The 14,495-nt window shown below is 34.4% G+C and carries 15 protein-coding genes; 10 read left to right on the forward strand and 5 right to left on the reverse strand.

The window, feature by feature from the left end:
• Nucleotides 1–8: 8 nt before the first annotated feature.
• Nucleotides 9–641, forward strand: coding sequence for an NAD(P)H-binding protein (locus LGAS_RS02325; protein WP_003647678.1), 633 nt, complete (start codon nt 9–11; stop codon nt 639–641).
• Nucleotides 642–697: 56 nt separating this feature from the next.
• Here the strand turns inward: LGAS_RS02325 and LGAS_RS02330 are convergent, their stop codons facing one another.
• Entirely contained in the window at nt 698–1,156 is a 459-nt protein-coding gene (locus LGAS_RS02330; RefSeq protein ID WP_003647677.1) for a GAF domain-containing protein, read from the reverse strand.
• A 208-nt stretch (nt 1,157–1,364) separates the two neighbouring features.
• Here LGAS_RS02330 and LGAS_RS02335 point away from each other — a divergent pair, with 208 nt between their 5' ends.
• From LGAS_RS02335 to LGAS_RS02350, 4 genes are read left to right on the forward strand one after another with little or no spacing between them, the layout of a single operon-like run.
• Nucleotides 1,365–2,360, forward strand: a complete 996-nt coding sequence (locus LGAS_RS02335) for a class III bacteriocin (protein ID WP_003647676.1) — start codon at nt 1,365–1,367, stop codon at nt 2,358–2,360.
• A 53-nt stretch (nt 2,361–2,413) separates the two neighbouring features.
• On the forward strand, nt 2,414–2,989 hold the full coding sequence (locus tag LGAS_RS02340) for a DNA-3-methyladenine glycosylase I (protein ID WP_003647675.1): 576 nt from the start codon (nt 2,414–2,416) through the stop codon (nt 2,987–2,989).
• Nucleotides 2,989–3,927 (forward strand): AEC family transporter, encoded by a 939-nt coding sequence (locus tag LGAS_RS02345; RefSeq protein WP_003647674.1) that lies wholly within the window; start codon nt 2,989–2,991, stop codon nt 3,925–3,927. The genes LGAS_RS02340 and LGAS_RS02345 overlap by 1 nt, the downstream gene beginning before the upstream one ends.
• Nucleotides 3,928–3,953: 26 nt before the next feature.
• A complete protein-coding gene (locus LGAS_RS02350; RefSeq protein ID WP_003647673.1) occupies nt 3,954–4,736 on the forward strand; it encodes a CPBP family intramembrane glutamic endopeptidase in 783 nt (260 codons plus the stop codon).
• Between the two features lie 39 nt (nt 4,737–4,775).
• On the opposite strand, the gene LGAS_RS02355 is transcribed toward LGAS_RS02350, so the two are convergent.
• Entirely contained in the window at nt 4,776–5,531 is a 756-nt protein-coding gene (locus LGAS_RS02355) for an MIP/aquaporin family protein (RefSeq protein WP_003647672.1), read from the reverse strand.
• A gap of 200 nt (nt 5,532–5,731) precedes the next feature.
• On the opposite strand from LGAS_RS02355, the gene LGAS_RS02360 reads away from it, so the two are divergent.
• Both LGAS_RS02360 and LGAS_RS02365 read left to right on the forward strand, forming a co-directional pair.
• Nucleotides 5,732–7,210, forward strand: a complete 1,479-nt coding sequence (locus LGAS_RS02360; RefSeq protein ID WP_003657106.1) for an MFS transporter — start codon at nt 5,732–5,734, stop codon at nt 7,208–7,210.
• Between the two features lie 105 nt (nt 7,211–7,315).
• On the forward strand, nt 7,316–8,761 hold the full coding sequence (locus LGAS_RS02365; RefSeq protein WP_021314900.1) for an MFS transporter: 1,446 nt from the start codon (nt 7,316–7,318) through the stop codon (nt 8,759–8,761).
• A 62-nt stretch (nt 8,762–8,823) separates the two neighbouring features.
• Here LGAS_RS02365 and LGAS_RS02370 read toward each other — a convergent pair whose 3' ends face one another.
• A complete protein-coding gene (locus LGAS_RS02370; protein ID WP_003647670.1) occupies nt 8,824–9,342 on the reverse strand; it encodes a TetR/AcrR family transcriptional regulator in 519 nt (172 codons plus the stop codon).
• Nucleotides 9,343–9,452: 110 nt separating this feature from the next.
• Here LGAS_RS02370 and LGAS_RS02375 point away from each other — a divergent pair, with 110 nt between their 5' ends.
• Both LGAS_RS02375 and LGAS_RS02380 read left to right on the forward strand, forming a co-directional pair.
• Nucleotides 9,453–11,225 (forward strand): oleate hydratase, encoded by a 1,773-nt coding sequence (locus LGAS_RS02375; RefSeq protein WP_021314901.1) that lies wholly within the window; start codon nt 9,453–9,455, stop codon nt 11,223–11,225.
• Between the two features lie 199 nt (nt 11,226–11,424).
• Nucleotides 11,425–11,901, forward strand: coding sequence for a GNAT family N-acetyltransferase (locus LGAS_RS02380; protein ID WP_003647668.1), 477 nt, complete (start codon nt 11,425–11,427; stop codon nt 11,899–11,901).
• A gap of 238 nt (nt 11,902–12,139) precedes the next feature.
• Here the strand turns inward: LGAS_RS02380 and LGAS_RS02385 are convergent, their stop codons facing one another.
• Nucleotides 12,140–12,928: a Cof-type HAD-IIB family hydrolase gene (locus tag LGAS_RS02385; protein WP_003647667.1), complete on the reverse strand. Its 789-nt coding sequence runs from the start codon at nt 12,926–12,928 to the stop codon at nt 12,140–12,142.
• Between the two features lie 114 nt (nt 12,929–13,042).
• Between LGAS_RS02385 and LGAS_RS02390 the strand changes: the two genes are divergently transcribed.
• Nucleotides 13,043–13,582: a YagU family protein gene (locus tag LGAS_RS02390; protein WP_003647666.1), complete on the forward strand. Its 540-nt coding sequence runs from the start codon at nt 13,043–13,045 to the stop codon at nt 13,580–13,582.
• Between the two features lie 41 nt (nt 13,583–13,623).
• Here the strand turns inward: LGAS_RS02390 and LGAS_RS02395 are convergent, their stop codons facing one another.
• Nucleotides 13,624–14,430 (reverse strand): Cof-type HAD-IIB family hydrolase, encoded by an 807-nt coding sequence (locus tag LGAS_RS02395; protein ID WP_003647665.1) that lies wholly within the window; start codon nt 14,428–14,430, stop codon nt 13,624–13,626.
• Nucleotides 14,431–14,495 lie beyond the last annotated feature (65 nt).

The following is a 14,495-nucleotide window of genomic DNA, read 5'->3' on the forward strand; positions in this document are numbered from 1 at the left end:
AAATAATTATGGCGAAGATTTTTATTTTTGGTGGTTCTGGAAGAGTTGCTACAGACTTAATTAAAGACTTAGTAGCAGATGGCAATACTATAACAGCAGCCGCACGCCATCCAGAAAATATTATTCAACTTGATGGTGTTACGGCAGAAAAATTAGATTTACATGCTGATGTTGATAATATTGCCAAGCAAGTAAAAGGTTTTGATGCAATTTACTTTACTGCTGGTTCACGTGGTAAAGATCTTATTCAGACAGATGCCATGGGGGCAATTAAGACAATGATGGCTGCTGAAAAGGCAGGCGTTAAGCGTTACATTATGCTCAGTTCGATGCTTAGTCTAGATATTAATTCATGGAAGAAGATTCCAAGCTTAGAGGATTATTTAGCAGCTAAGTTCTTTGCAGATACTTATTTGATGGATTCTACGGACTTGGAATATACTATTTTACAACCAGGTAGTCTTACTGAAGCAGCTGGAACAGGTAAAATTCAGCTCGATGTTAAAGCGACCGATTCAAATCCAATCCCTGATGTTGCTGAGACATTAGCAGCAATTTTGAAATATCCGAATACAATTGGCAAGATTATTCCAATGAGTAGTGGTAAAACGTCAATTGATGATGCTTTGAAAGAAATTTAATAAAGAGGAAAAGGCTCCATAACGGAGCCTTTTTTAGTCTTAAGAAAGTAAGCTATTTAAAATTTGAAAATATTAGAAATTGCTTCTAAATATTTTTGATCTAATTCATCAAAATTAGCAATTTTAGTTGAATCAAAGTCAAACACACCCCATAATTCACCATTTTTCTTAAAAATAGGAATAACAATTTCAGAATTTGAATCACTATCACAAGCAATATGTCCTGCAAACTCATGTACATTTTTTACAATTTGAGTTTGCCTTTCTTTTGCAGTTGTTCCGCAAACTCCTTTACCAATAGCGATATGCACGCAGGCTGGTTTTCCCTGAAATGGTCCAAGGATTAATTCATGGTTTTTGTAGCGATAAACACCAGCGAAGTTAACATCATTGAGTGCATTAAACAATAGCGCAGAAACATTTGCTGTATTTGCAATCCAATCGCTTTCTCCGTCTACTAGAGCTTCAGCTTGTTTTACTAATAATTGGTAGTTGTTTTCTGTTGTTGCTGACATAAGTGGTACCTCAATTTTTAGTAAATTTATTTAATTTTAACACTTATAAAACATTTAATAGAGAAAATTATATTTTTAATTTAAACATTTGTCTTTCTTCACATCCTAATCAGATTTATGTTAGCAGTTTACTTTATTTGTTGTCTGGATTCAAATCGCTCATAATAAAATTGAGAGAAGGATAAATAAAGAAAGGATTTGTCCAGTTATGATTGGAAAAGAAACTCAAATACGTTTAGTAAATAAATTAGAAAATATACACCATGTTGTTGTTCAGGCTTCAGCAATCGATGGAAATAACGTTTTTGCTTTGCAGCTCCTTCATAAACAGAGTGATGTTATTGTTTATCAAACTCCAAATGATAGTAAAACTGTGACTTTTAATGAGGATCATCCAATTTTATACTTGAAAGGACCAAATTCAGCCGGTACAGCAGGTGGACATACTCAAACTTGGGTACAAAGTGGAGAAAACAATAAGTGGTTTGTAGGTACTAAGCCTAAGCGGCATGGCAATACTTATTGGACTACTCAAATTGCGCGCGTAGCAGTTTCTGGATATCAAACTCAAACTTTTACCAATAATACTGAATTACCACGACTTTCTTATCTTAACCGAGCAGGCTCAGGTTATGGTGATGGAAGTGTGGCTTATCCCGGAAAGGATTTAGTTAGGGTAGAAGCAGCTGTTTCACCGAATAGACAATATTTTTTGATTGCAAGTATTGACATCAACCATACAGGGCATTTTGCTGTCTATAATCTTGATGAAGTTAATAAAAAGCTAGATGAAGCAGAAGAAAAGACTGAAGATATTAATATTCAAAATTTGAATTGTCTAGGCGCGTTTAATGTCCCGCATTTTAATGATCAAAAGATTATTTCAATTCAAGGTTACGGTATTGATGATAATAAGAATATTTACATTTCTAGTCAGCCTAGCCCGTATACAACTTTTTTAGGATTTCCAAAACAAGGCAAACCACGTGAAATTGTTAAAATTCCCTGGGGAATATCCGATCCAAGTAAATGGTCAGTGGTAAATTTAGACAACAGTTTAAAATTAGATGCACTGAACTTTTGCACTGAATTTGAAGGAATTCAAGTAACTGGTGATTGCCTTTATTTGACTGTTGCCTATCATCAACGAAACAGTGATCTGACGACTTTGATGAATCGAATATATCAGGTTGAAAAATTTTAAAAATAGGCAGACTATTGCGTCTGTCTATTTTGTTATAATTGGTGAAAAAGGGGATGTCAGAAATCGAAGTAATACGTTGTAGTTGGGGAAACAGTAAAAATTCTCTGTATCAAAAGTATCATGATCAAGAATGGGGAAAATTAAACTTAGATTCAACATATTTATATGAAATGCTGGTCTTAGAAAGCTTTCAATCAGGATTATCCTGGGAAACAATTTTAAATAAACGAGAAAATTTTAGAAAAGCTTTTGCAAATTTTGATTATCATAAAGTAGCTAAATTTAATAAGGATGATTTTGAACGATTGATGCAAGATGAAGGAATTGTACGCAATCGCTTAAAGATTAATGCAGCAATTAATAATGCAAAAATACTAGTTAAATTAGAAAAAGAAAACCGAACTTTTGAAGAATTTCTAACTGAACTCATCCCTAAGCCAATAATACACCACCCGCAAAAGATGGAAGACATTCCAGCTTCAGATGATTTATCTACGCAAATTTCAAAAGAAATGAAAAAAATGGGCTTTAAATTTGTGGGACCAGTAACTATCTACTCTTTCTTACAAGCTGTTGGATTAATTAATGATCACTTAGATACTTGTAGTTTTAAGAACGGGGGACTTTGATGTCTTTATTACTACCGACAAAACAAGTAGTAATTATGTTTATTTTGATGATTATCGGCTGGATTTGCTATCAAATTAAGTTTCTACATGAGCAAACAGTTAAGGACTTAACTAAGATCCTTTTATATGTAGTATCTCCTTGTTTAATTATTAACTCATTTCGGCAGTCATTTTCGGCTGCTAGATTATTACAATTTGGCCTAGTATTTTCATTAGTAGTTTTCCTATTTATTTTTAAAATTATTACTAGTCAGGCAATTTTTAGTAAAAAGTGGGTTAAAGATCGTCAGAAAAGAACAGTATTGCGATATGCAGGCACCTATACTAATGCAGGCTTTATGGGAGTTCCGCTAGTACAGGCAATTCTAGGAACAAAAGGGGTCTTTTTTGCAGTTCCTTATTTAATTGTTTATAACATTTTCATGTGGACACATGGAATTAGAATGTTCACACAGAAAAAACAGTCATTTAGAGAAAGTTTTCAGCAAGCCGTGATTAATCCTAATATTATTGCAGCAGTCATTGGGATGATTTTGTTCATAACGCAATTTAAATTACCTGATGTAGTTTCAGATCCGATGAATTATATTGCTAATTTGAATACACCTTTAAGTATGATCGTAATTGGTACAAATCTTGGTGCAATTAATTTAAAAGAGGATTGGCATGATAAGTTAGCCTGGAGCGGAGTTTTTATTAGAAACCTGTTTTTTCCAATAGTTATTTTAGGGATCTTATGCGTTTTGCCATTACCAGCAATTGCCAAAATGACTACGTTAATTATGGCGTCTTGTCCTGTTGCGGGTGTTGTAGTTCTCTTTAGCTTACTCAGTAATTTTGATGTGAAGTTTCCAACAAAATTAATGTGTTTATCAACTTTGGTGGCAATTATTACTATTCCATTAGTAATTTGTTTAGCCACATTGATAGGGATGTAAGTTAAAAGTTAAGGAATAGAAAAATAATGAAAAAAGATAATTATTTAGCAATCAGTAAAACAAACGCATCGATTAAATGGATGCTAATTGCTTCTATAATTTATCTAGTGGTTTATTCACTAGCAGGGAGATTGGAATTTCAGTCTCAATCAATTTGGATGCAAATTCTGTATTTAAGCATTGTTTGCGTTTTGGCGATAACATTTAAAAAATTTTATAAGACAGACAAAGTTTTTATTAAATTACCTAAAGAAGGGAAAGTAAAGATTATCACAATTATTTTTTGTGCTCTGGTGATCTTACTCTATGCTCTATTGGGTAGCGTGGCAAGTTGGGCAGAAGTTTTTGAGTCAATGCCTGAAATGATGTGGGGATCCATATGTGTTGCTTTGGCTGCCGGAATTGGCGAGGAAGTTTTATGCCGAGTTTTACTATTTAATTTATTTGCTAAAATTTTTGAAAATAAAAAATATGTTTTAGTCTGGGCTTCTTTAGCTTCGTCAGTCTTATTTGGCTTATTTCATTTGATTAATTTAATGCATGGAGCAGCTATTAATGCTACTATGCAACAAGTATTTTACGCAACTGCTATTGGATTAACATTTTCATATATTCATATTTTTACTAATCGAATTTGGTTGTGTATTGTGATGCACTTTTTATTAGATTTACAGCCCAATATTGCAACAATGGATGCACAGCCATCTCCATGGGGATTAATTCTATTAATCTTTGGTACAGCAATGATTGTTTCTTTGCTTTCTATTTATGCATTTAATAGAAGAGCTAATAAAGTGTTTGAATATTAAAAAAGCAGATCAACCGATCTGCTTTTTTACATACTTAACTTAATTTCCAAAAGGAATCTTGTAAAGGAAAATTCCAATAATTGCCCCTAGAGTAGGAGCAACAACAGGGATCCAACCATAACTCCAGTGTGCACCACCCTTTTTATTAGGGATAGGTAATAATGAGTAAACAAGTCTTGGACCAAAGTCACGTGCCGGGTTAAGAGCTGGACCAGTTGGACCACCAAGTGCCATAACTAAAGCGGTAATTAAGAATCCTACACCGATGTTAGCAATATCGACAGCTTGCTTGAAGAACATCCCTTTGTAGAGACCAATTGCAACAAACATTAAAACTGCAGTACCAACAACTTCGGAAATAAAACCGTTCCATTTGCTGTTAGTACAGTCGCTAGTAGCGAAACAAGAAAATACGATATCAGGGTTGGTAGATTCTTTAAAGTGTGGCCAATATACTGCTAAAACAAGAAGCTGACCGCAAATTGCACCTAGTAATTGGCAAATTATATAAGGAGCAACTTGTGACCATGGGAAGTTACCAGCAGCTGCTTGCGCAACAGTAACGGCCGGATTAATATGGTTACCAGAAATTGAACCAAATAACATGGCAGGGAGCATAACACCAAAACCAAAACTGAAAGCAACTAAAATCCAACCACCATTAGCTTTACCGTCAGGTGCATTACCAGTTGTTCCTTTTAAGAAAGAGTTGGCAACTGAACCATTACCAAATAACACTAAAATTAAAGTACCGAAAAATTCGGCAAAATACTTGAGCATCCAACTATGTTCCATAGATACTTTTTCCTCTCTTGAAAAAATAAGTGAAAAATAAACACAGCTAATGATTATACCTAAAGTTTTAGAAAAAGCATAGATATTTTTTAAGATTCTTGCATTTTTGAGCAAAAAGTTTGCATAATATAAAGATAAATGTCTTAGCTCTAATTACTTGATGTAATAAGGGCTCTTTTTATTGTTGAGGAAGTGCTTTAATGAACAAGAAACAGATCAGGATGGTAACAGTTGCCTTGATGCTGGGAAACGTAATGGCGGGATTAGATGGAACGATCACTAATACTGCAATTCCAGCAATTGTATCAGCGTTACACGGAATTCAATTTATGGGCTGGATTGTGGCAATCTATCTTTTAGGAATGTCTGTTTCAATACCAATTTGGACTAAAATTGGTGAAAAAATTACTAATAAGTTAGCTTTTGAAATTGCACTAGGTCTGTTTGTTTTAGGATCAACTTTAGAAGGATTAGCGCCAAACATCTACTTCTTCTTAGTGGCAAGAATGATCATGGGAATTGGTGGCGGTGGTATGGGATCACTACCTTATATTATCGCTGGTTATGTTTTTCCAAATATTAAAAAGAGAACGCAAATTTTAGGCTATTTGACTGCAAGTTTCAATGGTGCAGCAATTTTAGGCCCTTTAGTAGGTGGCTGGTTAATTGATGCCTTATCTTGGCACTGGGTCTTTTATATTAATATTCCAATTGTTTTAGTTGCTTTATTGATTGCTTTAATTTACTACAAGCCAGTGACGCCAAAGTCTGCGCCTGTCTTTGATCTAAGAGGAGCATTTTTATTAGTTAGTGGTTTAATTACGTTTCTAATGGGGATTCAACTCTTAGGGTTAACTGCAACTTGGATTGTAGTTGGATTGATATTACTAAGTTTGGTTCTCTTAATTTTCTTCTTCTTGCACGAAGCAAAGGCTGAAAATCCAATTATTCCATTATCAATCTTTAGAAACAGAGATTTGAATGGTGATTTGATTTTATTTGCAACTACCTGGGGAGCCTTTATTGCTGTGAACACTTATTTACCAATGTGGGCTCAGGCGCTTTTAGGGATGTCAGCGTTAATGGGTGGAATGACTTTAATTCCTAACTCAGTTGTTGAAATTATTGCTTCACAAACTGTTGCTACAATTCAAGAAAAAATTAGAACTTTTACTTTGGTAATGATTGGAATTGTCACTATGATGATCTCTTCTGGTGGATTATTTTTAGCAAATAATCACACTCCGTTATGGGTATTAATTTTAGTCGGTGCTTTTTCTGGAATTGGTGTTGGTTTTATCTTCGTAGCACTCCAAGTAAAAGTTCAAATTGACGCTGGAATGAAAGATATGGCGACTGCTACTTCGACATCTTACTTAATTAGAATCTTAGCGCAAACAGTAATGGCAGCGGTATATGGTGTGATTATGAATCTGGCTTTAGCTAGCGGAATTAATTCACATAGCAATATCACGATGAAGATGATGAATGAATTGAGTGATGCGAAATCTGCTAAATTATTACCACAACACCTTTTGCCAGAGATGCGTGAAATTTTTCATAGTGGTATCCACGAAATAATGGCAGTTTCTTTTATTCTATTGTTGATTGCTACTGTTTTTAATTTCTATTTCAACTTCAAACAGCCAAATAAAAAAATTAAAAATTATTCAAAATAGTTCTTGTTTTTAAGTAATTGAGCAAGTATATTTTAGATAGATTATTAGCCTTGATTATTGCGAAATAATTGGGGCTTTTTATTTTTTAGAAAAGTAGGTGTAGACATGACAAAAAAGCAAGTAACGATGGTGACGTTTGCCATGGTTTTAGCAAATGTAATGGCAGGATTAGATAGTACGATTATTAATACCGCGATTCCCGCCATTATTGCGGACTTACATGGAATCCAATTTATGGGCTGGATTATTGCAATTATGCTCTTAGGGATGTCAGTTTCAACCCCAATTTGGACCAAAGTCGGTGAAAAAATTGGTAATAAAGCCACCTTTGAATTGTCGTTGCTCTTTTTTGTTTTAGGCTCTCTATTTCAAGGATTGGCTGATAATATGTATTTCTTCCTTTTGGCACGTGCTTTAATGGGGATCGGTGCTGGAGGAATGGGATCGCTGCCTTATATTATGGCTGGCTTTATTTTTGATAATATTAAGGCAAGAACTAAGATTTTAGGATATTTAGGTGCTGCTTTTAGTGTGGCAACTATTGTGGGACCACTAGTCGGTGGCTATTTAGTAGATTCTCTTTCCTGGCACTGGGTCTTTTATATTAATATTCCAATCGGGCTTTTAGCGATTTTGTTATCGTTAGTGTATTATCACGAAGGAAAAATTAGAAAAACGCCTAAGTTTGATATACTGGGTTCTTTTTTAATCATTGTTGGATTAACTTTGCTTTTATTAGGGATTCAGTTGCTTGGTCTAACTAAGCCATGGATTGTAGCAAGTTTAATTATTGCTGGTTTAGTGTTATTAGTTTTATTCTTTATGCATGAAGGAGGGCACCCCAATCCTGTAGTACCGATTAGTATGTTTAAAAACCGAGCTTTAGTCGGTGATTTTTTACTCTTCATTTTTAGCTGGGGTGCATTTTTAGCAATTAATACATATTTACCGATGTGGGCGCAAGGTTTGCTTGGCACAACTGCGTTAATTGGTGGAATGACCTTAATTCCGAATTCCTTAGTTGATGTGGTAGGAACTTTAGTGGTTAATCCCTTAAAGGCGCGTTTTAATAATCGAACACTACTTTCGATGGGATTAATTTGTATTTTGATTTCGTCCTTAGGACTAGCACTGGCACCGCAAAGTACTAATATTTGGTGGTTGGCAATTATTGGAACTTTTTATGGTTTTGGTGTAGGTTTTATTTTTGTTTTGCTTCAAATTAAGGTTCAAGTGGATGCTAGTGAGAAGAATATGGCGCCGGCAACATCACTTTCATATTTAATTAGAATTTTAGCTCAAACGGTCATGGCAGCTGTTTATGGCGTGATTATGAATGTACAGTTGGCTCAGGGTGTAGCTGAAAATTCGGGTATAACTATGAATATGCTTAATAAGTTAAGCGATGCGGCATCTGCTAAGAGCTTACCGCAGAGTTTATTACCGACAATGAGAAATATTTTTCATTTGGGATTGCAAGAAATTATGTGGTGCGCCACTGCTTTGCTTGTAATTGCAATTGGGTTGAATTTTATTTTTAATAAAAAGTAATAAAAAAGGTTAATTGATAAATCCTGAAAGGAAATTATCGGTTAACCTTTTTCTGTATACATTCAATTATTAAGCACAATATGACTTTCAATATAAGAAAGCAATTCATTAACGGGCTTTTGATAATCATGACCAACCCACCAGACTAAGAGCATGTAAATACCACCTGACTGATAGCTAATCGCATAGGAAGGAAGTTTTAAATTAGGATGAGAATAATTAATTAGCTCTTTCAAAAATTTGGTTTGCTGGTTGAGTAATTCTCCTTCTAAACCAGCATTAAGGAATAATTTCATCAGATCAGGATGATCCTTGAAAAATTTAAAATAGACTGCTAATTGATCCTTAAAGTCAGTTAGCTTGTGCATTGATAGATCATCAATAAAATTTTGATATTGACTACGTAAAAAGGTAATCAAAATCTGATCTTTCTGTTCATAGTTACGGTAAAAAGCCATCCTGGAGACTCCAGCATGTTTAGTTATTTGAGAAATACTGAGTGAATCATAGGGATGATTTTTTAGTAGCGAAAATAATGCATTTTCGATTTGATGTTGAGTTTTTAGACTTTTCTTATTCATAATTGTCTATCTTCTCTCAAAAAAACAAGTTTGACAAATGTAAGCATTATCATTATGATATAAATTGTAAATAGTTACAAGTGTAACGATTATTGAAAGAAGTGTGTCTTATGCATTATAGTAACGGAAATTATGAAGCTTTTATCAATGCAGAAAAGCCAAAAGATGTAGATAATAAATCAGCTTATATTGTGGGTTCAGGATTAGCAGCTTTGGCTGCTGCTGTTTTCTTAATTCGTGATGGCCATATGAAAGGTGACAGGATTCATGTCCTTGAAGAATTAGCCCTTCCTGGTGGTAGTATGGACGCTATTTATAATGTAGCTGATCAAGCATATGTGATGCGTGGCGGTCGTGAAATGGAACCACACTTTGAAACTTTGTGGGACTTATTTAGATCAATTCCATCATTAGATTATCCTGATCAAAGTGTTTTAGATGAATTTTATCGTGAAAATAGAAAAGATCCATGTTACTCAAAGACTCGTGTTATTGAAAATCGCGGTCAAGAGTTACCAACTGACGGGGATTTGCTTCTTTCACCAAAGGCTGTTAAGGAAATTTTGAACTTAGTAATGACACCAGAAAAAGATTTACAAGATAAGAAGATCAATGAAGTCTTTGATGATGAATTCTTCAAGTCAAACTTCTGGTTATATTGGCAAACAATGTTTGCATTTATGCCTTGGGCAAGCGCAATGGAAATGCGTCGTTACTTAATGCGGTTTGTACAGCACGTAGCAACTTTGAAGAACTTATCTTCACTTCGCTTTACTAAGTACAATCAATATGAAGACTTAATTATGCCTTTGATTAGTTACCTAAAGAAGCATGGCGTAAAATTCCATTACGATACAATTGTAGATAATATTATTGTTAACCGGACTGAAGATGAAAAGGTAGCTACTGAGATTAAGATGACTGAGAAGGGTGAACCAAAAGTTATTAAGTTAACTCCTAACGACTTAGTCTTCGTAACTAATGGTTCAATTACTGAAAGTACGACTTATGGTGACAATACACACCCAGCTGAACAAAAACATGAGCTTGGACCAAGTTGGCAATTGTGGAAGAACTTAGCAGCTCAAGATGAGGACTTCGGCCATCCAGAAAAATTCTGTGAAAATATTCCAGCTGCTAACTGGGTAATTTCTGCTACAGTTACTTTCACTAATGATGATATTGTGCCTTATATTGAAAAGGTTAATAAAAAGGATCCGCATTCTGGTTCTATTGTAACTAGTGGACCAACTACAATTAAGGATTCTAACTGGTTACTTGGATATTCAATTAGTCGTCAGCCGCAATTCCATAAGCAAAAGCCAAATGAATTGATTGTTTGGTTATATGGCTTGTACTCGAACACTAAGGGTAATTATGTTAAAAAGACTATGCCTGAATGTGATGGGATTGAACTTTGTGAAGAATGGCTTTATCACATGGGTGTTCCTGAATCTGAGATTAAGAAGATGGCAATTGATGCAACTACAATTCCAAATCACATGCCATATATTACTTCTTACTTCATGCCACGTGCATTAGGTGACCGTCCAAAAGTGGTACCAAAGAATTCCAAGAACTTAGCCTTCATTGGTAATTTTGCTGAAACTGAGAGAGACACTGTCTTTACTACTGAATATTCAGTACGTACTGCTATGGAAGCTGTCTACACTTTGCTTAACGTAGACCGCGGTGTTCCTGAAGTATTTGCATCTGCCTTTGATGTGAGAATGTTAATGAACGCAATGTATTACTTAAATGACAGAAAGAAGTTAACTGAACTTAATTTGCCTTTACCGGAAAAATTGATGGTTAAAGAAGGCTTGAAGAAAGTTAAGGGAACTTATGTTGAAGAATTATTGAAGAAGTATAAGTTGATTTAGAGAAAAATTTGATTATTTAATTAATAGGGACGAGCAGAATAGCTTGTCCCTATTTTATATAGCATTAGAAATTTGCTTTTTATTGAAAAGTATTTTTTAATTAGAGAAGTAAATTATATTATTAGAAAAGAGAAGGATTTTTATTTTAGACGAACAACCCGCCCGATGGGGCTCTAAGAATTATCGTAAAGTTAAAGATTTGTATTATAGTGCTTTTCCAGAATGGGAAAGATTTCCATGGATGTCGATGGTGTTAATGAGCTTACGTAGGAAGCTTCAACTCAATGCCGTCTATGATGGAGAAGTATTTTGCGGGATGGTTTGTTATTACATTAGTGATAATACTGTTTATCTAGCATACTTAGCTGTTGAACCAGAACTACGTGGTAATGGATATGGTAGCAAGATTTTACATATGCTTGAAGAGAAGTACCCACACCAGCAGATTGTGTTAGATATTGAACCGCTTGATCCTGATGCGGAGAATTATCATCAACGTGTAAGTCGTCTGCGCTTTTATCAAAAGAATGGGTGGCGTAGAACCCACCAGATGTTAGTTGACGCAGATGGTGAATTTGAGGCCTTAGTTGATCAAAATCATTTTGATAAAAAAGACTTTGCTAAGACATTGAAGCAAATGAGTCTGGGCTTTTACCGCTTTAGAATAGAAAAATAATAATTGCAGCCACTCAGTTATTGAGTGGCTGTTTTTTATGAAAAAGTATAAAACAGTATAAAATAGTATAAAAGCAAATTTAAAGTATAAAACAGTATAAAATAGTATAAAAAATAATTAACAGTAATAAGTTAAATTTACGTTGCCATATTTTGCTGATTTTGTTGAAGAATTTGGCGATATGTATTAGAAACTAAAAAGGCTTGAAACAAAGAGGGGATTGTTTCAAGTCTTTTTACTAGAGAATATTATTTTCAATGTAAGTAAGAACACCTTGTTCATTGTTTGATGTTGTTGTATGATCTGCGACCTTAAAAAGCACTGGATTTGCATTTGACATAGCCACGCCATCACCAAATTCTTTAATCATTTCTAAGTCATTGCCACCGTCACCGAAAGCAGTCATTTCAGAAAGAGGAATATCAAGTACTTTACCTAATTCTGTTAACCCATGTGCCTTATGAATTCCTGGTAAGATAAGATCAATATCACCATGACCACTGCTTGTTACATTACAGTAATCGCCAAGACTCTTTTTTAGAAAATCAACATAATAAGCTGTTTTTTCATCAGGACAAGAAATAGAAAATTTTAGAATTTTGTCATCAATTTCACTAAAGTCGTGTATTTTCTTTAAGCGATAGTAATATTTATTAGAAATTTCGTAATAATCGTCTGTGAATTGAACCGGAAAGTAGGCACTCTCTACTCCTGATACTAAAAATTGCAATTCGGCTTGCTTTAAAAGAAAATCTTCAATCTTTTTAACGCTTTCTTCAGAGAAAGCATGCAGAGCTAAGATCTTTTCTTGGGTTCTAACTAAGGCGCCATTTTCTGCAACATAAATTACAGTAGGGAAGTTCTTAAAAAAAGTAGTAATTTGATAATATTGATTACCACTAGCAACTGTGAACATAATATTTCTTTTTTCTAATTCTTGGTAGATGTTCGCAAATTTTTCTTCATCATAGCTTTTATCGTCTCTTAAGAAAGTACCATCCATATCAACGGCAATTAGTTTTGTCATTTAATAGTCTCCTTTAATTGTGTGTCTATTAGCAATAATATATTCAAGTATATATTGAAAATTTGAACTTATTTTTTATAATTAGTTATGTAATTCATAAAAGAGGGGAAAAATATGAATAAGAGTTCAAATAATTGGCGTGTCTTTTTAAAGAGCGTCTGGTTTGGTATTATTGCTGGGATGATTTCAGGAATGGTTAAGATTGGTTGGGAGAAGATCTTACCACCTAGAACCTTGGCTCGCGATGTTGTTAATCCGCCGCAACACATGCTGCAACAAATGGGTGCTTCTTATAAGTTTACTCATACTTATGTGATTTACAATACTGATCAAAAAGTTTTCTGGGTAGCATTAATTTTGCACTTTAGCTTTTCAATTTTCTTTGCTTGGCTATTGATCTATATGGTTCAGTTTAAGAAAACTGCATGGGCTGGACTTTGGGAAGGTGCTTTATATGGAATTATTATTTGGGTAGCATGGCACTTGATTATTATGCCAGTTCTCGGTACAACTCCAGCACCTTGGCAAATGCCATTTGCAGAACACTTTTCTGAATTCTTTGGTCATATTGTATGGGGCTGGTCAATTGCAGCAGTTGGTTACTACTTAATTGCCAAGCAAAAAGTTAAGACCTTAACTAATCAATATTGGTAAAATGATTGATCGATCTTTCAACTAGAAAGATCGATTTTTTGTTAGAAAACGAACTTATCTAAAGCCTTGGCAATACCGTTATCATTGTTTGATGCAGTAACAAAGTCTGCATGATCTTTTGCTTCTTGACTTCCGTTGCCCATGGCCACAGCGGTTCCTACAATATCGAACATTGAAATATCATTTCTTTCATCCCCAAAAGCCATCATTTCGTCCGTACTAATACCAATTTTTTTACCTAATTCTTTTAAACCACTCCCTTTATTTACGTTGGGATGTAAACATTCTAAGAAATGGTCATCTGCACGAACGATATATAAATCTTGACCAAACTTTACTCTTAATATTGGTTCAAATTGATCAAGAAGAGCTTTATCGCCAACAAAACAACCTTTCGAAATCTGAAAGTCATTAGGCATTTCATCAGGAGTTCTAATGAACAGTGGAGCCGTATTCTCCCAGGCTTGCAGCAATTCAAAGTAATCTACATCATGATCTGCAGTAATAATTCTTGAGTCTGGATCAACAATGTTAAAAGGCACTTTTTGCTCTTTAGCAAATTTAGTCAGCTCGCGGTAAAGCTTATTGCTGACAAGGTCTTGCGTCATTATTTTGCCATCCGCATTTCTAGTTATTGCACCATTTAAAGTTACAGCATATTGATTGCTGCCTTTAATTCCAAGTTCTTTCATGAAATGTGCAAGACCTGCGATTGGTCGACCAGAGCAAAGTACGACCTTGATTCCCTGATCTAAAGCTTTTTTGATTGCAGTTTTAGTAGAGGGAAGAATTTTATTTTCTGAATTTAAAAGTGTACCGTCTGTATCTAAGGCGATTAATTTAATCATTTTTATTTCCTCCTCGTATTTTTTACATTATTAAGATACCATTTATAAATAGAAACTAAGTGTCA

It is taken from the genome of Lactobacillus gasseri ATCC 33323 = JCM 1131 (genome assembly GCF_000014425.1).
Classification (GTDB): Bacteria; Bacillota; Bacilli; order Lactobacillales; family Lactobacillaceae; genus Lactobacillus; species Lactobacillus gasseri.